This window comes from Actinopolymorpha sp. B11F2, assembly GCF_040195635.1.
Lineage (GTDB): Bacteria > Actinomycetota > Actinomycetes > Propionibacteriales > Actinopolymorphaceae > Thermasporomyces.
This window is the reverse complement of the sequence record NZ_JBEFTX010000006.1, coordinates 131,681-155,160: the sequence shown is the minus strand read 5'-3', so window position 1 is coordinate 155,160 and position 23,480 is coordinate 131,681. Positions and strand designations below refer to the sequence as shown.

General features: G+C 67.8%; 23 protein-coding genes. 14 read left to right on the top strand and 9 right to left on the bottom strand.

All coding sequences use genetic code 11. From position 1 onward, the window contains the following. The first annotated feature begins 130 nt into the window (after positions 1–130). Positions 131–2,887, top strand: a complete 2,757-nt coding sequence (locus tag ABN034_RS13480) for a family 78 glycoside hydrolase catalytic domain (protein ID WP_349691339.1) — start codon at positions 131–133, stop codon at positions 2,885–2,887. Here the strand turns inward: ABN034_RS13480 and ABN034_RS13475 are convergent, their stop codons facing one another. The 5 genes from ABN034_RS13475 to ABN034_RS13455 form a co-directional block, all read right to left on the bottom strand. Then, positions 2,888–3,403, bottom strand: a complete 516-nt coding sequence (locus tag ABN034_RS13475; protein ID WP_349691338.1) for a GNAT family N-acetyltransferase — start codon at positions 3,401–3,403, stop codon at positions 2,888–2,890. Between the two features lie 2 nt (positions 3,404–3,405). Beyond that, positions 3,406–4,317, bottom strand: coding sequence for a hypothetical protein (locus ABN034_RS13470; RefSeq protein ID WP_349691337.1), 912 nt, complete (start codon positions 4,315–4,317; stop codon positions 3,406–3,408). Then, complete coding sequence (locus tag ABN034_RS13465) at positions 4,284–4,808, bottom strand: hypothetical protein (RefSeq protein WP_349691336.1); 525 nt, start codon at positions 4,806–4,808, stop codon at positions 4,284–4,286. Before ABN034_RS13465 ends, ABN034_RS13470 begins: the two co-directional genes overlap by 34 nt. 201 nt (positions 4,809–5,009) lie before the next feature. Continuing rightward, positions 5,010–5,411 carry a type II toxin-antitoxin system VapC family toxin gene (locus ABN034_RS13460; protein ID WP_349691335.1) on the bottom strand — a complete coding sequence of 134 codons (402 nt, stop codon included), beginning with the start codon at positions 5,409–5,411 and terminating at the stop codon, positions 5,010–5,012. Next, positions 5,408–5,629, bottom strand: a complete 222-nt coding sequence (locus ABN034_RS13455; protein WP_349691334.1) for a hypothetical protein — start codon at positions 5,627–5,629, stop codon at positions 5,408–5,410. Before ABN034_RS13455 ends, ABN034_RS13460 begins: the two co-directional genes overlap by 4 nt. Before the next feature lie 162 nt (positions 5,630–5,791). On the opposite strand from ABN034_RS13455, the gene ABN034_RS13450 reads away from it, so the two are divergent. The 3 genes from ABN034_RS13450 to ABN034_RS13440 all read left to right on the top strand — a co-directional run bounded on the left by ABN034_RS13450 (position 5,792) and on the right by ABN034_RS13440 (position 8,227). Continuing rightward, positions 5,792–6,103: a hypothetical protein gene (locus tag ABN034_RS13450; protein WP_349691333.1), complete on the top strand. Its 312-nt coding sequence runs from the start codon at positions 5,792–5,794 to the stop codon at positions 6,101–6,103. A 5-nt stretch (positions 6,104–6,108) separates the two neighbouring features. Beyond that, positions 6,109–7,230, top strand: a complete 1,122-nt coding sequence (locus ABN034_RS13445) for a WXG100 family type VII secretion target (RefSeq protein ID WP_349691332.1) — start codon at positions 6,109–6,111, stop codon at positions 7,228–7,230. Positions 7,231–7,732: 502 nt separating this feature from the next. Further along, positions 7,733–8,227: a hypothetical protein gene (locus tag ABN034_RS13440; RefSeq protein WP_349691331.1), complete on the top strand. Its 495-nt coding sequence runs from the start codon at positions 7,733–7,735 to the stop codon at positions 8,225–8,227. Positions 8,228–8,279: 52 nt separating this feature from the next. Here the strand turns inward: ABN034_RS13440 and radA are convergent, their stop codons facing one another. Next, complete coding sequence (gene radA, locus ABN034_RS13435; RefSeq protein WP_349691330.1) at positions 8,280–9,650, bottom strand: DNA repair protein RadA; 1,371 nt, start codon at positions 9,648–9,650, stop codon at positions 8,280–8,282. 273 nt (positions 9,651–9,923) lie between these two features. Here radA and ABN034_RS13430 point away from each other — a divergent pair, with 273 nt between their 5' ends. Continuing rightward, positions 9,924–10,409: an SAM-dependent methyltransferase gene (locus ABN034_RS13430; protein WP_349691329.1), complete on the top strand. Its 486-nt coding sequence runs from the start codon at positions 9,924–9,926 to the stop codon at positions 10,407–10,409. A gap of 37 nt (positions 10,410–10,446) precedes the next feature. On the opposite strand, the gene ABN034_RS13425 is transcribed toward ABN034_RS13430, so the two are convergent. Both ABN034_RS13425 and ABN034_RS13420 read right to left on the bottom strand, forming a co-directional pair. Then, positions 10,447–11,145: a class I SAM-dependent methyltransferase gene (locus tag ABN034_RS13425; protein WP_349691328.1), complete on the bottom strand. Its 699-nt coding sequence runs from the start codon at positions 11,143–11,145 to the stop codon at positions 10,447–10,449. Positions 11,146–11,210: 65 nt separating this feature from the next. Beyond that, positions 11,211–12,047: a DUF3109 family protein gene (locus ABN034_RS13420; protein ID WP_349691327.1), complete on the bottom strand. Its 837-nt coding sequence runs from the start codon at positions 12,045–12,047 to the stop codon at positions 11,211–11,213. Between the two features lie 26 nt (positions 12,048–12,073). Between ABN034_RS13420 and ABN034_RS13415 the strand changes: the two genes are divergently transcribed. From ABN034_RS13415 to ABN034_RS13390, 6 genes are all read left to right on the top strand, one after another. Then, entirely contained in the window at positions 12,074–12,322 is a 249-nt protein-coding gene (locus ABN034_RS13415; protein WP_349691326.1) for a hypothetical protein, read from the top strand. Positions 12,323–12,460: 138 nt separating this feature from the next. Beyond that, positions 12,461–13,402 (top strand): Ppx/GppA family phosphatase, encoded by a 942-nt coding sequence (locus tag ABN034_RS13410; protein ID WP_349330023.1) that lies wholly within the window; start codon positions 12,461–12,463, stop codon positions 13,400–13,402. 55 nt (positions 13,403–13,457) lie between these two features. Beyond that, positions 13,458–14,468, top strand: a complete 1,011-nt coding sequence (locus ABN034_RS13405) for an N-acetylglucosamine kinase (protein WP_349691325.1) — start codon at positions 13,458–13,460, stop codon at positions 14,466–14,468. Beyond that, a complete protein-coding gene (locus tag ABN034_RS13400; protein WP_349691324.1) occupies positions 14,465–15,460 on the top strand; it encodes a sugar isomerase domain-containing protein in 996 nt (331 codons plus the stop codon). The genes ABN034_RS13405 and ABN034_RS13400 overlap by 4 nt, the downstream gene beginning before the upstream one ends. A 400-nt stretch (positions 15,461–15,860) precedes the next feature. Beyond that, positions 15,861–16,700 (top strand): sugar phosphate isomerase/epimerase family protein, encoded by an 840-nt coding sequence (locus tag ABN034_RS13395; protein ID WP_349691508.1) that lies wholly within the window; start codon positions 15,861–15,863, stop codon positions 16,698–16,700. A 265-nt stretch (positions 16,701–16,965) separates the two neighbouring features. Then, positions 16,966–17,763, top strand: a complete 798-nt coding sequence (locus tag ABN034_RS13390; RefSeq protein ID WP_349691323.1) for an SGNH/GDSL hydrolase family protein — start codon at positions 16,966–16,968, stop codon at positions 17,761–17,763. Positions 17,764–18,035: 272 nt separating this feature from the next. On the opposite strand, the gene aceA is transcribed toward ABN034_RS13390, so the two are convergent. Next, the gene (aceA, locus tag ABN034_RS13385; protein WP_349691322.1) at positions 18,036–19,556 is read right to left on the bottom strand and encodes an isocitrate lyase; all 1,521 of its coding nucleotides are present in this window, start codon (positions 19,554–19,556) and stop codon (positions 18,036–18,038) included. A 145-nt stretch (positions 19,557–19,701) separates the two neighbouring features. Between aceA and ABN034_RS13380 the strand changes: the two genes are divergently transcribed. From ABN034_RS13380 to proC, 3 genes are all read left to right on the top strand, one after another. After that, positions 19,702–21,147 (top strand): helix-turn-helix domain-containing protein, encoded by a 1,446-nt coding sequence (locus ABN034_RS13380; protein ID WP_349691321.1) that lies wholly within the window; start codon positions 19,702–19,704, stop codon positions 21,145–21,147. A gap of 320 nt (positions 21,148–21,467) precedes the next feature. After that, positions 21,468–22,400: a proline dehydrogenase family protein gene (locus ABN034_RS13375; protein WP_349691320.1), complete on the top strand. Its 933-nt coding sequence runs from the start codon at positions 21,468–21,470 to the stop codon at positions 22,398–22,400. 194 nt (positions 22,401–22,594) lie between these two features. Beyond that, complete coding sequence (gene proC / locus ABN034_RS13370; RefSeq protein WP_349691319.1) at positions 22,595–23,413, top strand: pyrroline-5-carboxylate reductase; 819 nt, start codon at positions 22,595–22,597, stop codon at positions 23,411–23,413. Positions 23,414–23,480: the final 67 nt, after the last annotated feature.

Here is a 23,480-nt window from a genome sequence, read left to right as displayed (position 1 = left end):
CAGGAGTCTGACGGTGTTGGGTCCCTCCCGGAGGCCAAAAGTCGCTCAACGTGACCGGTAGTGGACACAGCGGTGCGGCTGGGCGGGCGAGACGGCATCTTCGTACCCGCTCAGACTCTGGGAGGGGCCGATGACCGCAGCTGTCCGACCACACACCCTGCGCACGGAGTACGCCGAGAACCCGGTGGGCCTCGAGGAGCCGGCGCCGAGGTTCTCCTGGCTCCTCGCGACCACACCCGCGGCGACCGGGACGAGGCGCACCGACTACGGCTCCCAGAACGAGGGTTCGCGCGGTTCAGCGGACGGCCAGTCGGCGTACCAGATCAGGGTGGCGTCCTCGGTCGACGTGCTCCTCGCCGGCGGGTCCGATGTCTGGGACTCCGGGCCCGTCGAGTCGAGGCGTCCAGCACAGGTGGAGTACGCAGGCCAGCCCCTCCGGTCGGCCACGGCGTACCTCTGGACGGTCCGCGTCTGGGACGCGGACGGCGAGGCGTCGGAGTGGTCGGATCCGGCGTCGTTCGAGATGGGTCTGCTCTCGCCCGACGACTGGGGCGGTGCCACGTGGATCGGACACCCGGCGAGCGGGTCGGCGGGCGGCCCGTCGAACGGCGGAGCGGCCGAGGCCCTGCCCGCGCCGCTCCTGCGTACGGCGTTCAGGTTGTCGCGTGAGGACTCGGCCGGCAGCTCGCCTGTGCGGGCGCGGCTCTACGCCTGCGGGCTGGGATATGGCGAGTACTACCTCGACGGCCACCGGGTCGGGCGTGCGGTGCTGGACCCGGCGCCCACCAACTACGACGCCACCGTCCTCTACTCGACGTATGACGTGACCGACCTCCTCGCGGCCGCCCCGCCTGGCGCTGAGCACGTACTCGCCGCCCACCTCGGGCGGGGCCGGTACGGCGAGCCGACGACGAGCGTGTGGTACTGGGAGCAGGCACCCTGGTGGGACCACCCGAAACTGCTGGCCCAGTTGGTCGTGTCGTACGCCGATGGCCGTGTGCAGCGGATCGTGACCGACCCGACCTGGCGCAGCATCGACGGTCCGGTCCGCGTGGACTCGCTGTTCGCCGGTGAACGCTACGACGCCCGCCACGAGCAGCCGGGATGGACCGAGCGCGGCTTCGACGACTCCGCGTGGTCGCGCGCGGCCGCGGTGGCGCCGCCGAAGGGTGCGCTGCGCGCGCAGCAGGTCGAACCGATCGAGCCGGTAGCGGAGATCGCACCAGTCGCGCTCACCTCGCCGCGGCCAGGGGTGTTCGTCTTCGACGTGGGCCAGCAGATCGCCGGGTGGGCCCGGCTGCGCCTGTCGGGACCGGCGGGTACGGAGGTGACGATCAGCTACGGCGAAAAGCTGCGCGTCGATGGCACGGTCGAAACCGACCAGCAGTTGCCGCTGATCGATGCCGATATCCAGACCGACGCGTACGTTCTCCGGGGCGGTGACGTCGAAACGTACGAGCCGCGCTTTTCGTACAAGGGGTTTCAGTTCGTCCAGGTCGAGTATCCGGTGGATGGCGCTGACAGTCACGGCAAGGGCAGCGAGCCTTACCGGCCGACGCTCGCCGACCTGCGCGCGGTCGTCGTACACACGTCGGTCGCGTCGACGGGTGAGTTCTTGTGCGACGACGAGTTGGTCAATCGACTGCATTCGGCGACCCGCTGGGCGATCCTCAACAACCTGCACGGCGTGCCGACGGATACGCCGGTGTTCGAGAAGAACGGCTGGACCGGTGACGCCCACCTCACCGCCGGCGCGGCCGCGCACAACTTTCACATGCCGCGCTTCTATACCAAGTGGCTGCAGGACTGGGTTGACGCGCAGGTGCCGAGTGGCGAGTTTCCTCCCATCATTCCGACCAGTGGGTGGGGCTATCACGGCGATCCCCGGTCGGCGATCGCCGGTCCGATTCCGGCGTGGGAAGTGGCGTACGTCGAAATCCTGTGGACGATGTACATGTCCTACGGTGATGAACGGATTCTCTCCCGACACTACGATCACGCGCGACGCTATCTCGACTATCTGGTCGACGGTTACGTCGACGATGATGTCGTCCTGGTGGGACTCGGGGACTGGCTGCCGCCGGATGTGGGCGGGGCACCACCGGAGGGTCCTGGCATCTATGAGACGGCGTATACCTGGCGTTACGCCGCACTGCTCGCCGCCATCGCCGCGGTGATCGGCCGGGACGGCGACATTCCTGCGTACGAAGAGCTTCAGGGCCGGTTGAGGACCGGATTCAACCGCGCCTTCTTCGATGCCGCGGCGGGGATCTATCACGGTGAGAAACCGGCGGGGTACCGTCAGGCGGCCAATGTCATCGCGCTGTCGTTCGGCCTGGTGCCGCACGACGTGCGTCCAACAGTGTTCGGCAATCTCGTCGCGGACATCCACGCCCGTCAAGATCACCTTGACACCGGTGTGATCGGGACGAAGCTGCTCTTTCCGTTGTTGACCGCGAACGGCGAGGTGGACCTGGCATTCAGGGTGGCCACCCAGCGTACCTACCCTGGTTACGGTTTCTGGATCGAGCAGGGCGCGACGTCGCTGTACGAGCACTGGGGTGCGGACTCGCGTTCGCGGAACCACCATTTCTTCGGCCATGTCGATCAGTGGTTCGTCGAGGACCTCGCCGGGCTGTCACCGTCCGCGCCCGGGTATGCAAAGGTGCGGGTCCGGCCGGTGCCACCCCAGGCGCTCAGCCATGCGTACGCCTCCATCGACACCATCCGCGGCAGGGTGGCGACGTCATGGCGGCGGCGTGACGACGGATACGAACTCCGCGTGGAACTTCCGCCCGGCGTAACCGGCGAGGTGTACCTCCCACGGGCGTCAGGAGGCCACGAAGACGCCCGCGAATGCGGCGAAGGCGTCCACATCTTCACCTGATCAGGTTGACCGATCATGGAGGGCGCGAGAGAGGAAGAGCAGGGCTCCCTTGTCGTCGTCCTCGCGGCGGTCGAGTTCCATGCCGATCCGCTGCAGGACGTGCACCGATGCCAGATTGCCCGGACGGACAGTTGCCCACACCCGCCCCAGCCGGGCACGGGCGCACTCCGCGAGGACCGCCTCCGCTGCCTCGGTGGCGTATCCGAGACCTTGGCAGTCCCGCCTGATCATGTAGCCGATCTCTGGTTCGTTCGCGCCGGTCCGTCCGACAAAGATGCCGCAGTTGCCAATGAGCCGGCCCGTCGCCTTCAACTGCAAGCCGTACCAACAAAGACTCAGCTCTGTTCGGGTCGCGATTCGACGCTCGATCCATGCTTCGGTCTGTTCGATCCGGGTGAACGGACCACCGCCGATCGTGTGTGTATGCGGATCGGCGAAGATCTCGTGGAGCGCCGGTGCGTCATCGCGCCGAAATGCCCGCAGACGCAGGCGTTTCGTCGAAAGGGAAGGCCGCATCGCTATCGGCTGAGGACGGGGCTGAGTTCGACGACATCCAGCGGGATGTCGTAGGGGCCTTGGGTGGCGGGGGTTTCGATGTCGTACGGGCCGCGGTCGCCGATGGTGAAGCTGCCCCACCAGCGGGTGGTGAGGGTGATGGTGCGTGGGCCGGTGGTCTCGTAGGTGTGGACGACCTGCGGGTTGGGGTCGGTGTAGGTGTTTCCGGGAATGTCGAACTCACGGGTGAGTCCGGGTTCGAAGGTCCATTCCCACTCGCCGCGAGCCGTCACGGTGACCTCGAAGTTGAAGACGGGAACGGTGGCGGCAGGCATGAGCCGTGGCTGGCCGGAGTGGAAGAACGTGGGGAGTTGGGTGACGGCCTGGCCATCGGGCGGCTGCAGCTTGGGTGCCTGGGCGGGTACGAGTGTCCGCCAGCGGGTCTGGACCTGGTTCCAGACGTCGTCGGGAGTGAGGGCATCGTCGGGATCGCCGAGGCACAGGGTGCCGACCTGGTTCCAACCGCCTCCGCCCGGTCGGAGCAGGAACACGTCGTGGACCCAGCGGGGCGATCCATCGTCGTTCTCGCCGCATCTCATGAGCTCGTGGCAGAGGACGTTGCCGCCGAGTTCGCAGGTCTTCTCGAGCCGCCATTCGCATCCCGGGCAGGAGGAGCCGCCGGAATCGACAACCTGGCCGTCCTGGTTGAACAACGCTGCCTGCCCGACAAACGCATCACCCTCACCGCGAGGATCCGGATCCGGCGGCGGCGGAGGCGGAGGCTCAGGATCCCCACCGCACTTCGCACAGCCTGGCGTGGCATGGGCTATCTGACTCCATGACTCGACCGCGACGATCGCAAGGACCATGAGCAGGCAGGCGAGGAGGGCGGTGCTTGCGGTTACTCCTCGAAGCGTTGCGATAGGACGAGCCATGTGTCCCCCTCTTTCATGAACTCGATCCGACCGTTCGCTGACCCGGCCGGGAACTCCTCAACCGACCTTCCTTTCTCATCTACTTCTTCTGAGAAGTCGGCCAAGAGCTTGAACGTCACGATCTCGTGGCTTGGATCGGCGTCCTGTGGTTCTACCTCGAAGTTGTCGACCGTGTACTCAGGCACGTCGGAGAATCGGTGACCCTTCTTCCTCACCGTCGCGATGTCATTCAGATAGAAGCCGCCGGCCCGGCTGTGGGGCACGATCACGGCCTCGATCGGAGCCGGATCGAGCGTCGCGTATGCCTTGGTGACGGCGGCGTAGAACGCGACCGTCGCCGCTTCCAGTTGCTCCTCGACTGATCCGGCCGCAGCGGACGGGCTCGGCGATGCGCTGGGTGTTTTGGTCACCGTCGGTGACTCGCTGGTGGGCTCCTTCGACGCGGTGTCGACGGGCGTGGGCTCAGGGTTGTTCGCGCATGCGACCGGCATGACGGCGAGGAGAAGACCCGTGCAGGCGAGCGCGATCCGATGCAGGGGTGGCGGTGTTCCGGCACGACCAGGCGTGAGCATGGGAGTACATTAGGCGATTCGCCACATTTCGGAAGTCCTCATCCACAGGCCGTTAGGCATGGCGCGGGCAGAATCGTCTGTCGTCTGAGTCCGACAGGCGCACGCCGGATCCGCACCCCATCAGATGATCAGGTCGATGTGGCATCTCGCCTCACCGGCGTGCGCGAGCTTGGCGTCGCAGGTCATGAGGGTGCATCCGAGACCTTCGGCCAGGGCGACATAGGCGGCGCCATACGGGGTGACGTTGTTGCGGAGCTCCCACATTCGGTCCAGCAACGGCGCGAGTGGCATACGCCGGATGGGGAAGCTTGCCAAATGGCGCAAAGCGCCCGGCACAGCCTCGGTCAGGGCTGCACTGTGCCGCCCCATCCGTCGTAGCGCGGAGACGACCTCGGAATCAATGTGCGCCGGAGCGTAGAGCGCACTTCCCGACGAGATCCGCTCCACCGTCTGCTGGCGTCGCGCATCATCGGCAGCGTAGAAAGCCGCGAGGACAGATGCGTCGATGACCGCCAGGCTCACGGCGCCTCGCGCACGTCTCGTACGGCGGCAACCGCGTCGTCAAGGCTGATCCCGGTCCCGTGCGGCGGCCCGTATGTGGCGGCATAGTCCGCCAGGTCGAGAGTCCGAGCCAGCTCCACCAGACGTTCGACGACGAACGCGTTGAGCGACTGGTGGCTAATCTCGGCGCCTCTGCTGAGTCTGGCGTAAACGTCGTCCGGTACATCCCGGAGATTCATCCGCCTCATGGCACCATTATGGCACCGTCAGGAAACGTGTGTGGTCCGCCGTAGGGCATTTGCCTGAAATGCACGGGGTTATCCACAGTTGAACCGCCTGACCCGGAGATCTTGCCTTAGGGTCGGCCGAAGATCGTTACGCGTTGGCCACGGGAGGGGCGTATGGCGAAGGAGTACAACCCCGATGTGATCCGGTTCATGGCAGGTCAGCTGGAGATGGCCGCCGGCGAGCTCGACGAATCTGGCAACTCGCTGCCCGCCGAGGTGGACGCGAGCGTCCTCGGCCCGCCGATCCGAGACCTGGTCGAGAGCGTGGCCGCGAACGTGACCGCACTGGTAACGGGCCTTGATGCCGTTGCTGGCGAGGCGAGGGAGTCGGCACGTCAGTACTACGCTACGGAGGCTGCCAACCAAGAGCGGATGAACGAGCTGGCCCGGAACCTGTTCCAGATCGATCCGGACGCAGGACTCTAAGCGACATGCTCGGGACCAGCGTGGGCGGCGACCTGGGGTCGATCGATGCCCTGAAGCAGTGGGTCCACCGAACATCCGCCACGGTGGACGATGCCACTCGGACGATGCGGGGAGTCCAGGAAGGCGCCGAGGAGTCCTGGACTGACGACGCGGGTGAGTTGTTTGCCGCGAAGCTGAAGCTCGGTGTGGCTTACGCCCGGAGGCTTGCAGATGCACTCGATCGGTTGGAGCGCTTGCTGGATGACTGTCGGGACAGTGTTGCGCGCGCCCAGGAACTGATGGCCGATGCCGAACGAATCGCTGACGACGGTGGTCTCGCGATCGTCGACCACCGGATCGTGCCGCCTACCTACGGAGATCGACCTGGCGGCTCGTCGATGCCGTTGTACGACCAGGAGCAGATGAGCTATCTCTATGACGACCCTGAGCTGCGGGAGTGGTACGACGCGCGGTGTCGCACGTACCACGAAGCCGAGGAGCAGGTGGAACGGGCCTGCCAGATTCTGGTTGATCGGCTGGATGACCTGGGCGTGAATACGAAGCGGGACTGGTCCAGCCTGTACTTCACGCTCGGCGACATCGCTGGCGGCGAGATCGGCTTGCTCTCGGACTGGCGGAAAGGCGCCTATCGCAAAGGCATGGACGGCGCTGCCCAGCGCGCGCGGGACGCCCTCGAAAGGGCTGGGCAGTTGGAAGACCGAGCCGCCCGTCGAGGCAACTGGTCCCTGGTTGACGCCGAGTGGGAGGTCAAGTACACCAACGAGCAACGTGCCGACACGCTCGCACGTTATGCCCGCCGGGCTGGCATCGTAGCGAAGGTCCTCAAAGGAGCGGGCCCGGTACTCACGCTAATCAGCCTCGCCGTCGACGTGGGGGTCAAGGGCGATCCCGTTCCCAAGGCACTCGCATCTGCAGGGGTCGGCGCAATCGCAGGATTCGCGGTGGTAGGAATCTTCGGCGGTCCTTCCGGGTGGCTCGTCCTAATAGCCGCAGGTGCTGTCGGATACCTCGCGGGTGACTATGCTGGTGAGCTTTACGACAAGTACGAGCCAGCTAGAGACAAGTTGCTTCGCGAGTACGACAGTCTCGGGCCCGGACCTGCGCGCTTGGAGCGGCCAGGCCAATGAATAGGGTAGTAGGCCTCTTCGAGGGGCTGACGAGCCAAGCTCGACGAGAGGATTTGGTGGGATCGTGACGGCAGTCCATGGTCTCCTTGGGTACTGGCCTGAGGCGTGGATAGGTTCAGCGAAACGGCAGAACGTCTGGTTCGGGCTTTGCACTCTTCTGCTTCTTCTTTTCGTTGTAGCTGGTACTCAAGGCGCCTTGGTTGGCGAAGCTCGAGGAAATCTCATGCTCGCGTTCGCGCCGTTTCTCCTGTTCGGTATGGCGCTTGGATGCCTGGTGTTGTTTGCTCCGAAGGGACGAGGATGTAGCACGGTGGGTGGGTTGCAGCTGAGAGGTGCGCTTGGATCGACGACGACGATGTTGTACGCGAGAGGTCCTAGGTTTGTGTCTTACGGCGTTTACCTGTCCTTGGCTATACCGCTAACACTGGCGCCGCTCCTCGCCCCGAGGATCCCGGATGACGGTACCCGGTGGAGCGCCTGGTTTCATTTGTGGGCTCCGTTCATGCCAATCGCTGCGATGGTCGCTCTGGCATACGTCTTTAGTGGAGTTTTCCGAAAGCGTCGGCAGCTTGGAGTCGGGCTGAGTAAGAGCGGTGTCTACCACTGGTCGTGGTTCGGGTGCTGCTTTTACAAGTGGGAGTGGATCTTCGAAGCTCGCGCGGTCGCGCAGGGATACGGCACCGGTGGGCTCAATATCGTTCTAGACGTCCACGAGCCTGCGGGGCGACCCGCCAACGATGAGGAAAACTGGATCGCCGACCTTGACTTCTTTCGCAAGAAGCGCCGCGTACTCACGGCTGGCTACCTCGCGGTGAATCCTGTGCTTCCGTATCTCGCGTTGAACTTCTATCTACGGCATCCCGAATTCCGCAAGGAGCTCGGCACCGAGTTGGCGTCAGATCGGATGAAGCGACTGGACTTTCCCGATGTTATTTCGGAAGTGCGCCGATTCGGTGCAGTCCGGCCCGTGGATTCCCCGCGAGGTCAGTCAACCTGAGGAACGTCGCGCGCAGGCCAGTCCTAAGGTCGACCCAGGCCTCACCTTCAGGTCATTGAACCTGACGGGCGGCGAGGAGGGCGACGCCGAGATCGGCGGCCTCGGCAACCCGGATGCCGTCTGGAACAGGGCCACTGTCGGGCGGTACGACGGCCTCGGTGAAGCCGAGCCGCACCGCCTCGGCCAATCGCCGCTGGACGCCGGTCACGCGACGCAGTTCGCCAGCCAACCCGACCTCGCCGACGGCGATCATCCGCGGCGGCAAGGGAATGTCCGTCATGGAGCTGGCAACAGCGAGGGCGACGGCGAGGTCGGACGCCGGCTCGCGTAGACGTACCCCACCCACCGTCGAGGCGTAGATGTCCTGCTTGCCGAGCGGAAGTCCGCCGCGCCGCTCCAACACCGCCAGCACCATGGACAGCCGGCTCGAGTCCAGTCCGGACGTCGCCCGACGCGGGCTGGCCAGGCTCGAGGCGGCCACCAGTGCCTGTACCTCGGTGAGCAACGGCCGCTTGCCCTCGACAGTGACGGTCACGCAGCTACCCGGAACGGGCTCCGGCCGCTGGGTCAGGAACAGCCCACTCGGATCGGGCAGGCTCTTCAACCCGCCGTCGGCGAAGTCGAAGCAGCCGACCTCATCGGTGGGTCCGAACCGGTTCTTCACCGCGCGGACCATGCGGAGCCGAGAGTGCCGGTCGCCTTCGAAATGCAGGACGACGTCCACGAGGTGTTCCAGGACCCGTGGGCCGGCGATCGAGCCGTCCTTGGTGACGTGACCGACCATGAGGACGGCGATGCCGCGTTCCTTCGCCACCCGGATCATCGCGGCCGCGACCTCGCGGACCTGGGTCACACCACCGGCCGCGCCCTCGACCGACGCCGAGGCCACCGTCTGGACGGAGTCCAGCACGATCAGGTCCGGGCGTACCTCATCCACATGGCTCAGCACCGCCGACAGGTCGGTCTCCGCGGCGAGATACAACCGTGGCGCGAGGGCGTCGACCCGCTCCGCCCGCAACCGGATCTGGGCCGCTGACTCCTCGCCTGAGACGTAGAGGCTCCGCGCCTGCGTCCGGGCGCGTTCGGCGGCGACCTCGAGAAGCAAGGTCGACTTGCCGACGCCGGGCTCGCCGGCCACCAGGACGACTCCGCCCCGGACGAGGCCGCCGCCGAAGACCCGGTCGAGTTCGGAGATGCCGGTGGGCTCCGCGCGCGCTGCCTCGACGTCGACCTGGTCGATGGGCACGGCGCGCTGAGTGACCGGGCCGGCCGAGGTCACCGCCACCCGTGGCGCGCCGACCTCCTCGACCGTGCCCCACGCCTGGCACTCGCCACAACGACCGACCCACTTGGCCGCCTGCCAGCCACACTCGCCACAGCGGTAGCCCGGCTTGAGGGCACGCGCTGCCGTCGCTCTTCCCATGTGCCGAGACGGTAGTAGCCGGCACCGACAGCGGCTGGGTTCGCCGCGCCAGGCCGGCGAACTGGCCGTCAACCCAGCCTTGGCAGGCGTACGGACAAGATCCAGGACGGAATAGCTGAACCGGTCGGCGGCTGACGTGCGTACGGCACAAAAGAGGAGTCCTTCGACGAAGGTCGTGAGGCAGCGGCCATCGGGGGCGAAGGACACTTCCGGCCAGCCGTTGCGACGCATCGGCTGTGTCGATGTCCGTGGCGCGACCTAGGCTGGGCAGACGTGAGCACACAGATCAGTACGGATGCGAGAACCGCCATCCAGATGGTGCCCCTCGGCGTCGTGGTCGGTGGGCGGCACGAAGTACGCGAGGATGGCTGGGCCGACGAGATCGCCCGCATCGTCCTCGACGGTGAGCAACTCGACCCCGACGCCACGCTCGGGTTGGTGGCCTACTCCCACCTCGAAGTGGTGTTCTATTTCCACCGGTCAACCCGGCAACGGTCAGGGGCGGCGCATCCGCGGAGCAATCCGCACTGGCCGCGCGTCGGGATCCTCGCCGATCACAGTCCGCACCGCCTCAACCACATCGGCGTTTCCTGCTGCGAGATCGTCGCCGTCGACGGGCTCACGCTGACCGTACGCGGGCTCGACGCGCTGGACGGGAGCCCGGTGCTGGACGTGAAGCCGTACGTCGAGGAGTTCGGGCCACGCGGTCCGGTCCGGGAGCCTGCCTGGATCCGTGAGCTCATGCGGACCTACTACTGACGCCGCCGGACCTACGCCGACCCTCCAAGACTCCGGGTCAGAACGTCCGCCACCACAGGTTGACGGCGTAGTCGACCTCGAGGGCCGGCCACTCCGCGAGGACCCGTTCGGCGACCTCGGGACGAAACTCGATGCGTACGACCGACTCGAAGTCCTCCCGCCGCTCGAATTGCCAGCGGATGTCGAGGGGTGCTCGGCGCCAACCGCGGCGGGTCCAGAAAGCCTCGACCGCGTGTGGATCGTGAGCGGGGAAGGCCGCCCTGAACCAGCCGCCGAACGTACTCCGCGTCGCGTCGTTGTCGATGATGAACGCGGCCCCGCCCTTCCGCGTGACCCGGCTGATCTCGCCCAGACCCGGCTCACATCCGGGCCCGAAGAAGTACGCCCACCGCGCATGCACCACATCGACTGAGGCGTCCGGGATGGGCAGGGCCTGGGCCGTGCCCTGGCGGACCTCCACGTGCGGGATGGCTCGACACCGCCGGCGCGCGTGCTCGACGAGGCCCCCGTGCGGTTCGACGCCGACAACCCTGGCGGCGTGGTCGGCGAAGCGGGGGAGATGGAAGCCGGTGCCGCAGCCGATGTCGAGAATGGTCGCGCCGTGCCAGGGTCGGCGTTCGATCATGGCCTGCTCGAGTACGCCGTCGGGGTCGGCGGCGCGGTTCTCGAGCTCGTACCTGCCGGGGGCGTTCCAGATGTTGGGGCTCGGTCGGGCTCCCGTGGCGATGCGTGGCACGCACCTGAGGGTAGAAGATTGGCGCCGGTGGCGGCACCGGTGGAGGTCAGCGGTGGTGGCGGCGGTCAGCGGCGGCGGGCGCCCTTGCTCTTGCCCTTCCCCGCTGTGACGCGGACCTGGCCGGTCTGCCCGTTGGATTGCGTACGTGCCCGCGGTCGGCGTACAGGATCGGCCGGATGCGGCGCGGTGCGGACGCCACGGGCGAGGTGCGCTTCGCAGTGCTTGACGAGTTCGTCGTAGCCCGCCTGTCCCATCAACTCGACCAGCTCAGGACGGTTGGACACGTAGACGGGATCGCGGGCGCCGTGCGCCTCGGTGTTGCCGGTGCAGTACCAGTCGAAGTCGTGGCCGCCGGGGCCCCAGCCGCGCCGGTCGTACTCCGTGATCGTCACCTCGGTGTATGAAGTGCCGTCCGGCAGCTCGACGTCACGGTAGAGCCGCCGGATCGGAAGCTGCCAACACACGTCTGGCTTGGTCTCCAATGGGTGGACGCCGATCCGGAGCGCGTGCTTGTGCAGGGCACAGCCGGTCCCGCCCGCGAACCCCGGACGGTTGTGGAAGATGCAGGCGCCGTCGACGACGCGGGTCTTACGTTCGCCGTCATCGTCCTTCTCGATCCAGCCGGCTTTGTTGCCTTCGGCGCGGTACTGCCAGTCGTCGTCGGTGAGCTTCTTGACCCAGCCGCGGACTCGCTTTTCGTCGGCTTTGTCGGCGAAGTGTGCTCCCATGACGCAGCACCCGGCATCGGGCTCCTCGGCGAAGATGCCGTGGCAACCGGATCCGAATATGCAGTTCCAACGAGAGGTCAACCAGGTCAGGTCCGCGCGGAACACCTGGTCAGAGTCATCGGGATCGGTGAACTCGACCCAGGCGCGCGGGAAGTCAAGAGAAACCTCGGGCATCTACGAAACCCTACGCCTCGTACGCCGTGCGACACGCGACGCCCGCCGGTGTGGTGGTGGACCAGTTTCGCGGGGTCCTACGGACGACCTGGGTTGGCGTACGACCTGGTGGCGTACGACCTGGGTTGGCGTCCGACCTGGGTTGGCGTCCGACCTGGGTTGGCGTCCGACCTGGGTTGGCGTACGACCTGGGTTGGCGTACGACCGGGGTCCGGCGTACGACCGGGGTCCTACGTACGACCTGGTTCCGGCGTGCGCAGGTGCCGGGCCCGTGATCATGAAGGAAAAGCGGCAATATCGCCGAAAAAGCTTCATGATCACGATCATGATCACGGGATGGGGACCGACCGGGTCGCGCGGGGAGAGGGCGCGGGTGCGCTGCCAGGTCGGGGCGGACCAGCTAGCCTCGGATCATGCGGCTCGGCGTCCTCGACGTGGGTTCGAACACCGTCCACCTGCTCGTCGTCGACGCGCGCCCGGGTGCTCGGCCGGTTCCTGCGTACTCCCACAAGACCGAACTCCGGCTCGCCGAGCATCTCGACTCGGCCGGCGAGATCTCCTCCGCTGGCGCGGCTGAGCTCAAGCGCCTGGTCGCGGAGGCGCTCGAGATCGGCGAGGACAAGGGCTGTCAGTCGGTTCTCGCGTTCGCCACGTCGGCGGTTCGAGAAGCGACCAACGGCGACGCCGTGCTGAGGGACGTCATGGCCGCGACGCGCGTCGACCTCAGCGTGCTGTCCGGCGACCAGGAGGCCCGGCTCACCTTCCTCGCCGTACGCCGGTGGTTCGGCTGGTCCTCCCGCCGGCTTCTGGTCTTCGACATCGGCGGCGGGTCGCTCGAGATCGCGACCGGTCTGGACGAGGACCCGGACGCGGCGATGTCGATGCTGCTCGGTGCGGGCCGGCTCACGCGGATGTGGTTCACGTCCGACCCGCCGCCGGCCGACGAGGTGAGGGCTCTGCGCAGGCACATCAGGGCGGAGATCGCGAAGTACGCCGGCCAGGTGCTGAGGTTCGGCGCGCCGGACCATGTGGTGGGTACGTCGAAGACCTTCAGGCAGCTCGCCCGCGTCTGTGGCGCCGCGCCCTCGTCGGAAGGCCCGTACGTCAAGCGGACGATGCAGCGGTCCGTCCTCAACCAGTGGTTGCCGAAGCTCTCCGCCATGTCGGCTGGCGAACGCGCTGACCTCCCCGGCGTTTCGGCTGGGCGCGCGCCGCAGCTGCTGGCGGGAGCGATGGTCGCGGAGGCGGCGATGGACCTGTTCGAGGCGGACGAGCTCGAGGCCTGTCCGTGGGCCCTACGCGAAGGAGTCATCCTGCGTCACCTCGACACGATGGAACCGGAGGACTTCGCGTGAGGACACCGGGGACCGCGACGAGCGCGCCGGACCGGACGAGTACGCAGGGAACCAGATGAGCACGGCGAGGAATACGGAGGGGCGAGGCGTACGGCTGGCGGTCGATGGCGGAGCGACCAAGCTCCTCATGGGCGTCGTCGACCGGTCCGGTCCGACGCCGCGGCTGGGCGAGCAGGCGTCGGTGCCGGGCTTTCAGTGGACGACGGGCGAGGACCCGATCGACCAGCAGTGCCGGCGGGTGGTGTCGGCATGGGTCGCCCTCGGCCGGCCCGCGCCTGTCGAGGTGGTGGCGCTCGGCCTGGCCGGTGGTGCCTACGACCGGCCCAGCCGTGAACGTCTGGCTCCCCTTCTCGCCGAGCAGCTCGGCGCCAGCACCGTCCTGCTGACCGGCGACGACGTGACCTCTCACCTCGGCGTGCTCGGCGGCGACTCCGGCGTCGTCGTGTCGGCCGGAACCGGCGTGAACTGCCTGGCGGTGACGCCGGGTGGCGAGCTGACCAACATCGACGGGATGGGCTACCTCTTCGGAGACGCCGGCGGCGGCTTCTCGCTCGGCCTGGCCGGCCTGCGCGCTGCGGTGGCGGGGTACGAAGGACGCGGAGCCACCACCGCCCTGACAGCGCGGGCCGAGGAGCGCGTCGGTCGGCCCCTGCGGGAGGCGGTCAAGGCGTGGTACCGCTCGCCGTCGCTCATCGCCGACGTCGCCTCCTTCGCCGCGGAGGTCGCCGTGTTGGCCGCGTCCGACCCGGTGGCGCGAGTTCTGTGCCTCAGTGCGGGCGAGGAGTTGTCGGTGTGTACGTCCGCTGCCGTACGCAAGGCGTTCCCGACCGCAGCAGACGGCAGCGTGCCGGTGTCGTGGACGGGCAGTGTCCTCGGCGGCCCGGTGATCTTCGACGCGTTCGCTGCCGGACTGGCGCAGCTGTGCCCCGCCGCCGAACTGCGCGATCCACGAGGTGACTCGCTGGCGGGCGCCGCCCGGCTGGCTGTGGACCAGGATGTTCCGCACATCGCCGGCGTGGTCGTCCACTCTGCCGGCGCTCCCACCACCACGACGGCGAAGTCATGAACGCAGAGCGGACGGGCGGCGCACACGCGGAGGCAGGGATCAGAGACTCACTGCAGGAGAACGTGGCGCGGATGGACGGCGGGCGCGTGGACAGTGGTGCTGGCAGGGCCGATTCCAGCGCGGCGCGGATGGACGGCGGGCGTCTGGACAGTGGTGCTGGCAGGGCCGAATCCGGTGGGTCGCGGGTGGACGGCGGGCGCCTGGCCACTGGTGCCGCTGGGGACGGTCCCAGCAAGGCGCGGATCGACGACGATGCCGTCCGTGTCCTCCGCACGGCGATCGACCGGGTGGTCAACACCCAGCGCGAACCCATCGCGGCGGTCGCCGACCTGATCGCCGACGCCATTCCCGCGGGTGGCATCGTCCAGGTCTTCGGCACCGGGCACAGCCGGGCGTTCGCGATGGAGATCGCCGGGCGGGCGGGTGGTCTCGTACCGGCGAACATGTTGGCCGTCAAGGACCTGGTCTTCCGCGGCGGCGAGGATCCCGCCGCGATTCTCGACCCGCTCGTCGAGCGCGATCCGGCCCTCGCCGCGCGGATTCTCGCCCTGCACGATCTCCATCCCCGGGACGTGTTCCTCGTCGTGTCCAGTTCGGGTGGCAATGGCAGCACGGTCGAGATGGCTCGGCTCGCCAAGGAGCGGGGCCATCCGGTGGTTGCCGTCACGTCGTTGGAACACAGTCGGGGGATCACGTCGCGGCATCCGTCCGGCCTGCGGTTGTTCGAGGTCGCCGACGTCGTGATCGACAACTGTTCGGCGTACGGCGATGCGGAGCTGGCGATATCTGGCGCCAGCCTGACGATCTGTCCGACCTCCTCGGTGACGGGCGCGGTGATCGCGCAGATGATCACGACGCAGGTGTGCGCGCGACTCCTCGCGGCCGGGCACGAGGTACCGGTCTACGTGTCGGCCAACGTCCCCGAAGGTGACGCCCACAACGAACGCATGGAAGCCCGGTACGGCACCCGGGTCACTCACAGCGAACCCTGACCCCGCCCTGAGCAGGCCGGAAACGCCCGACAGGTGGCCCTCTCACCGGTGATCATGATCGTGATCATGAAGGTCTCGGAGCGTATGGCCCTGTTCCCTCCATGGTCCCGATTGCCTTCATGATCACCGTCATGATCACGGACGCGATCACCGTCATGATCACGGACGCGATCACGGACGCGATCACGGACCCGATCACGGACGCGGTCACGGTCGTGATCATAGGCGGGAGTCGCTCGCGGATCCCTCACCGAATGAGAGGGAGCCGGTCACGGGCTGTCTTCACGACGTACGGTCAGGACGGAACCCCCCGGGCCGTACGCTGGACGCCGTGCAGCCACCAGGTGCCACCACTCGGGTCCGCGGCAAGGACGTCGTCGTACGCGTCCCCGACGCCCGGATGGCACTCTCCACCGCCTCGGTCTACCCGGAGTCGACGGCGACGGCCTTCGAGCTCGCCGCCCGCCTGGGCTACGACGGTGTCGAGGTCATGGTGGGTGCGGACCCGCTGAGCCAGGACATCGACGCGCTACGCCGGCTCAGCGAATACCACCAGCTGCCGATCGTCTCCGTCCACGCGCCGACGCTGTTGATCACCCAGCGGGTATGGGGCACCGAGCCGTGGGGCAAGATCGACCGCAGCGCGGAGGCGGCCAAGGCCCTCGGCGCCAAGGTCGTCGTCGTACATCCACCATTCCGTTGGCAGCGCGACTACGCCCGCGACTTCGTGGCTGGCATTGCGCGCCGGCAGAAGGAGACGGGGATCAGCTTCGCGGTCGAGAACATGTTCCCCTGGAAGGCCGCAGGGCAAGGACTTCAGGCGTACCTTCCCGGCTGGGATCCGCGGGACTTCGACTACGCCGAGGTGACACTGGACCTGTCTCACACGGCGACGGCGGGCGTCGACGCCTATGACATGGCGTACGACCTGGGTGAACGGTTGACTCACATCCACCTTGCCGACGGCTCCGGCTCGAACAAGGACGAGCACCTGGTGCCGGGCCGGGGGAGCCAGCGGTGTGCGGAGGTGCTCGAACTGCTCGCCCGCCGCGGATTCGGCGGCAGCATCGTGCTGGAGGTCAACACGCGCCGCGCGGCCGGTCGGGCCGAACGTGAGGCGGACCTGGTCGAGGCGCTCGCGTACGCCCGGCTGAACTTCGCCGCGCCCGTCGTCCCGTCCTACGCCGTCACCGCCGACGGAACGATCGAAGCCATCGGCCCCGCCGCACCTTCCCAGTAGCCCCCTCCTCCAGGAGCCCCTCCTCGAGAAGGCCTTCATGATCGTGACCATGAGGGGTCTTTCCGGCGTCCACGCCAGCTTCTCTTCATGGTCATGGTCAGGCGACTGGAGCGCAGTCGTCGACCGGGTTCGTGATCCATTTCCGGTCGTTCTCTTGATCCGCACGTAAACCTTCACGCACCCTGAGTGCGACATCCGGCCTAAAGCCCTCTTTATCTCTGCATGAGCCGGCTTGGCCTTCGCCTCAGGCGTGGAGGAGTCCGCGATGCGCGGGATTCGGCAGCAGGCAGGCAGGATCTTCGTCGTTCTCGGCTTCGCGGTCGGTTCCGTTCTGGTGGGTTCTCCGGCACACGCCGCGCCCGCCTACACCGCGCTCGGCGACTCGTACTCCTCCGGCGTGGGCACGCGGTCCTACTACGACGACGGCACCACCTGCAAGCGTTCGCCGTACGCCTATCCGGTGCTCGACGCGGCCAGGCTCGGTGCGGCACTGACGTTCGCGGCCTGCTCCGGCGCGAAGGTCTCAGACGTACGCAGAAACCAGCTTGGCGGCCTCAGCGCTTCGACCCACTACGTCACGGTGTCGGTCGGAGGCAACGACGCGGGGTTCGCCCCGGTGATCATCAAGTGTGCGCAGCCCTGGCCGACCACGTGCTGGGGGGCGATCGACAACTCACAGGCCTTCATCCGAAACACCCTTCCCGGCCTCCTCGACGGGCTCTATTCGGCGATCCGGAACGCCGCACCCCACGCGCGCGTGGTCGTCGTGGGTTATCCGCGGCTGTTCAACGGCGAGGAGTGCAATCTCGCCGCCCGGATCAGCCCTGGCGAGCAGGCCGAGCTCAACGCCACCGCCGACCTGTTGGCCACCACGATCAGGGCCAGGGCGGCCGCCCATGGTTTCGCGTTCGCCGACGCGCGCAGCGCCTATACCGGCCACTCGGTCTGCGACGACGCCGAGTGGATCAACGGCCTGTCCAACCCGATCGGCGAGTCGTACCATCCCAACCGCGCCGGGCAGGTGGGCTACGCCAACCTCGTCGAGTCAGCTTTGCGCGGCTGAGTGACCGACCTGTCGCGTGAGGGGTCGTTCACGCGAGCGCCCTCGGAGGCGGGACGTATTCACGCAGTCCGCTGCTGCGGGAGGGCGCCCCTCACGCTGGTGGACGTTGGATGAGAGGGCCCCTCACGCGAACGTAGTGGACGAAGGGCCCCCTCATGCGGGCGCGCAGCGTGCCCCCTTCAGCGGGTGCAAAGCGTGCCCCCTCGCGCGGGGCGCGAGGCGCGAGGCGCGTCCCCTCATGCGGGCGCGAAGCGGGCGACCGCCACGCCACATCAGGCGGTGTTCTTGAACTGCTCCTCTTCGGTCGACCCGGTGAGGGCGGTCGTCGACGAGTCGGGAGAGATCGCGGTGCTCACCAGGTCGAAGTACCCGGTGCCGACCTCCCGCTGGTGCCGCGTCGCGGTGTAGCCGTCGGGCTCGGCCGCGAACTCCCTCTCCTGCAGGGCGACGTACGCCGGCATGCCGGACTCCGCGTAACCCCGCGCCAGGTCGAACATCGACTGGTTCAGCGCGTGGAATCCTGCCAGCGTGATGAACTGGAACGCGTACCCCATCGCCCCCAGCTCCCGCTGGAACGCCGCGATCGTGTCGTCGTCCAGGTGTTGCTTCCAGTTGAACGACGGCGAGCAGTTGTACGCCAACATCTGGTCGGGGTACTCCGCCTTGATCGCCTCCGCGAACTTCCGCGCCACCTCGAGGTCGGGCGTGGACGTCTCCATCCACAACAGCTCGGAGTGCGGCGAGTAGGCCAGTCCGCGGGCGATGCAGGCGGCCAGCCCGTTGCGCACCCGGTAGTACCCCTCCGCGGTCCGCTCGCCCGTCACGAACTCCCGGTCCCGCTCGTCGACATCGCTCGTCACCAGTGTCGCCGCGTGCGCGTCGGTGCGGGCGATGACGAGGGACGGCACCCCACACACGTCGGCGGCGAGCCGGGCCGCCGAGAGGGTACGGATGTGCTGCCCGGTCGGGATCAGCACCTTGCCGCCGAGGTGGCCGCACTTCTTCTCCGAGGCGAGCTGATCCTCCCAGTGCACCCCCGCGGCACCGGCGGCGATCATCGCCTTCATCAGTTCGTACGCATTGAGGACCCCGCCGAAGCCCGCTTCGGCGTCGGCCACGATGGGCGCCAGCCAGTAGGGCGCGCTGCCGTTCTGGTTCGCGGGCGCGTCCGCCTTGCCGTTGCCCAGATGGCGAAGGCTCTCCGAGACGCTGATCTGGTCGGCCCGCAGCAGGGCGTTGTTGATCCGGCGTACCACCTGGGGAACGGAGTTGGCGGGATAGAGGCTCTGGTCCGGATACGTCTGCCCGGACATGTTGGCGTCGGCGGCGACCTGCCAGCCGGACAGGTAGATGGCCTGCAACCCGGCCTTGACCTGTTGAACCGCCTGGTTGCCGGTCAGCGCACCGAGCGCGCGGATGTAGTCCTCGGTCTGGAGCAGCTGCCAGAGACGTTCGGCGCCGAGGCGGGCGAGCGTGTGTTCCTCCTGGATCGAGCCGCGCAGGCGTACGACGTCCTCGGCGGAATACAGGCGCTCGATCCCGTGCCACCTCGGGTCGGTCTCCCACTGGCGGCGTAGGTCGTCGGCGGCCCGGCGGGCGGCGCGGTCGCGTGCCTGCTGACTGTCTGCACCCGCACCATTCGTCGAGGCGACCGACCTCATCGTGGCCGGCAGATCTGAGGACGAGGGCTTTGCCGTGCGTTCCCGGCGCCGCTTGGGCGGCTCGGGCTCGTGCGCGTCGGATCCTCGTCCGCGCGCGGTGGACTTGCTCGATGTCGTCTCGCGTGGCGTCATCGTGCGTTCCCCTCCTTCGGGTGTGCTCCTGTCCTGAGTCTGGAAGGGGCAGACACAAAGGGCAGGGCATCTGGCCTGGAAACTTCTGTAGTTCTTCTCGTAGTATCAAGTTACTCAGGACATTCGGTGTGAAGGAAGCCATACATTGCCAGATGATCTGCATCTAGCGACCTTTGGCCAACGACTACGGCATCTCCGGCGAACGCGCCGGATGACCCTCGCCGACCTCGGTGCCCGGGTCGGTCGGGCGGCCTCCCAGCTCTCCCTGCTCGAGAACGGCCGCCGCGAGCCGAAGCTCTCCCTCATCACCCAGCTGGCGGAGGCCCTCGACGTAGGCGTGGACGAGCTCCTGTCCGCCGCGCCGCCGAGCCGGCGGGCGCAGCTGGAGATCGCCCTCGACGACGCCCAGCGCGACCCGCTCTACCAGCGGCTGGAGCTGCCGCCGCTCAAGGTCGGCCCACGGGTGCCGTCCGAGGTCCTCGAACACCTGGTCGGGCTCTACGACGAGCTCAAGCGCCGCGACACCAAGCCGACGGCGACGCCGGAGGAGGCACGGATCGCCAACGCCGAGCTTCGCCGGCAGATGCGCGAACGCGGCAACTACTTCCCTGAGATCGAGAAGATCGCCGTCCGCACGCTGGGTGCGGTCGGCTACCGGGGCGGCACGTTGTCCGACGCTCTCGTCGCCGCGATCGTGCTGCACTGCGGGTTCACCGTGCGGTATGCCGAGGACCTGCCGCGTTCGGTCCGGTCGATCACGGACCTGCGCAACCGGCGGATCTACCTTCGCCGGGAGTCTCTCGGCATGCACACCCCGCGCGGGATCCTGCTCCAGACGCTCGGCCACTTCGTTCTCGACCACGAGCAGCCACGCGATTTCGCCGACTTCCTGCGCCAGCGGGTCGAGGCCAACTACTTCGCGGCGGCCGTGCTCGTGCCGGAGAAGGTCGCGGTTCCGTTCCTCCAGCAGGCCAAGGCCGATCGTGACCTCGCGGTCGAGGACCTGCGCGACGTGTTCTCCGTGTCGTACGAAATGGCCGCGCACAGGTTCACCAACCTCGCGACGAAGCACCTCGACCTGCGGTGCCACTTCGTCCGCAACGACGAGGCCGGCATCATCTACAAGGCGTACGAGAACGACGGGTTGCTCTTCCCCTCCGACGCGACCGGCGCGATCGAGGGGCAGCGGATGTGCCGGCGGTGGGCGGGCCGGGAGGTCTTCACCTCGCCAGACAGGTATCCGACCTATTACCAGTACACCGACACGCCCGACGGCACCCACTGGTGTGTCTCCCACGTCGACCCTGGGCGGGAGCGGCACTTCGCGGTGACGCTGGGGGTTCCGTTCGAGTCGTCGCGGTGGTTCCGCGGGCGGGAGACGACCAACCGGGCGACGTCGCGGTGTCCGACGGGGCCGTGCTGTCTGCACCCGCCGGCGGAGCTGTCGACGCGCTGGGAGGGGCGCGCGTGGCCGTCGACGCGGGCCCACTCGCACGTGCTCGCCGTCCTGCCGCCGGGGGTGTTCCCCGGGGTGGACGAGACGGATGTGTACGCGTTCCTCGAACAGCACGCCCCGGCCGACAGTGCATGACGACTCCGGGTGAGCCGCGATGCTTGAGCGCGCCCGGGGCACCCTCACGTGGCGGCCCTTTGGTGGAGGGGCACCCTCATGCGAACCTCTGGGCCCACCAGGCGGGGCTGTCTTGGTGCGGGGCGCCGTTCATGCGAAGGCCGGCCCCCGCCCGCCACCCGCGGGACTGACGTGCGAACCACCCGTGGCCGCTGACATGCTGGTCCCGGCAGGGTGAACCAGGGCAGGGCAGCCCACGGTCGGTCGAGCCCACGGCAGGACCAGGCCAACGGCAGGACCAAGCCACGGCAGGGCGAGGGCACGGACATGGGAGGGCCAGCGTGGTACTACGGCAAGGGCTGCTGACCGCCGCGCGGAGCCGCCGACTGAAGAAGCTCGTGTCCACCATGCCGGTGTCGTCGGCCATCGTGACGCGGTTCGTCGCGGGGGAAACGGCCGACGAGGCGGTCGAGGCGGCTCGCCGGTTGATCGCCGACGGGCTCACCGTGTCGCTGGACCGGCTGGGCGAGGACACCCGCGACCGTGAGGATGCCGAGCGTACGACCAAGGCGTACCTCACGGTCCTCGACCGGCTCGCCCGGGCCGGCCTCACCCGCGGCACCGAGGTGTCCCTCAAGCTGTCGTCGATCGGCCAGGCCCTCGGCGTCGACGGCGACAAGATCGCGGTGGACAACGCCCGCACCATCGCCCTCGCCGCCCAGAATGCCGGCACCACCGTGACCTTCGACATGGAGGACCACACAACGGTCGACTCGACGCTGGCGATCCTGCACGAGGTACGCCGCGACTTTCCCCAGACCGGCGCGGTCCTGCAGGCGTACCTCCATCGCACGGAGCGGGACTGCCGCGACCTCGCCCACCAGGATTCGCGCGTACGCCTGTGCAAGGGTGCCTATCATGAGCCGCCCTCGGTGGCGTACCAGAAGCGGATCGACGTCGATCGCGCCTACGTTCGCTGTCTGAAGATCCTGATGGCCGGGCAGGGCTATCCGATGGTCGCGACACACGACCCGCGGCTGGTCGAGATCGCCGGGGCGCTGGCGATGCGCCATGACCGGTCGCGCGGGAGCTATGAGTTCCAGATGCTGTACGGCATCCGGCCGGACGAGCAGCGCCGGTTGGCTGGTCTCGGTGACACAGTGCGGGTCTACGTGCCGTACGGCGACCAGTGGTATCCGTACCTCATGCGGCGGCTCGCGGAACGCCCCTCCAACGCGGGGTTCTTCCTGCGCTCCCTGGTCACCCGCTCATGATCACCGTCATGATCAGGTACATGATCACCGTCATGATCATGGTGCCCCGCAGTACCCGCCGTTCCCCGTGATCATGATCGTGATCATGAAGCTTTTGGGATCATACTGCCGAATTTCCGTCATGATCATGGGGCGCGGCTCACGATCGGCGACCGAACCACGATCGAGATGTACGAAGTGAGGACGAGAAGAGCATGAGTGTGGGACAGCACACGATCGCCGTCATCGGCGCAGGAAAGATGGGCGAGACGATCCTGTCCGGACTCCTGCGCGCGGGCTGGCCGGCTTCCGCTCTGGTCGCGACCGTACGCCGGCAGGAGCGGGCCGAGCAGCTGGCCACGCAGTACGGCATAAGGATCGTCGCCAACGATGAGGCCGTCGCCGCCGCCGACGTCCTCGTGATCGCCGTCAAGCCGCAGGATGCCGCCGTCCTGATGGCCGACCTCGGGCCCAAGGTGCCACCGGGCAAGCTTGTCGTCTCGATCTGTGCGGGCCTGCCGACGTCGTTCTTCGAGCGGCGCCTGCCGGACGCGACTCCGGTCGTCCGCGTGATGTCCAACACGCCGGCCCTGGTCGACGAGGCGATGAGTGCGATTTCGGCAGGTTCGCACGCGACCGGTGCCGACCTCGCCCTCACCGAGGAGATGCTGAAGCCGCTCGGCAAGACGCTGCGGGTACCTGAGTCGCAGCAGGACGCCGTCACCGCCCTCTCTGGCTCGGGTCCCGCGTACTTCTACTACCTCGTCGAAGCGATGACCGACGCCGGCATCCTGCTCGGCCTGCCCCGCCAGGTGGCGCACGACCTCATCGTGCAGGCGGCGGTCGGCGCGGCGGTGATGCTGCGCGACTCCGGTGACCCGCCGGTGATGCTGCGGGAGGCCGTGACCTCGCCTGGCGGTACGACGATCAGCGCGATCCGTGAGCTCGAGAGCCACCGCGTGCGGGCGGCCGTGCTCGACGCGATCGAAGCCGCCCGCGACCGGGCCCGCGAACTCGCCGCCTCCGCCGACTGACCGGCCCCGCCTCCGCCCCGTCCGCGAGCTGTGGGAGGTTCGTCGCCCGCTATCCCGACGAACCTCC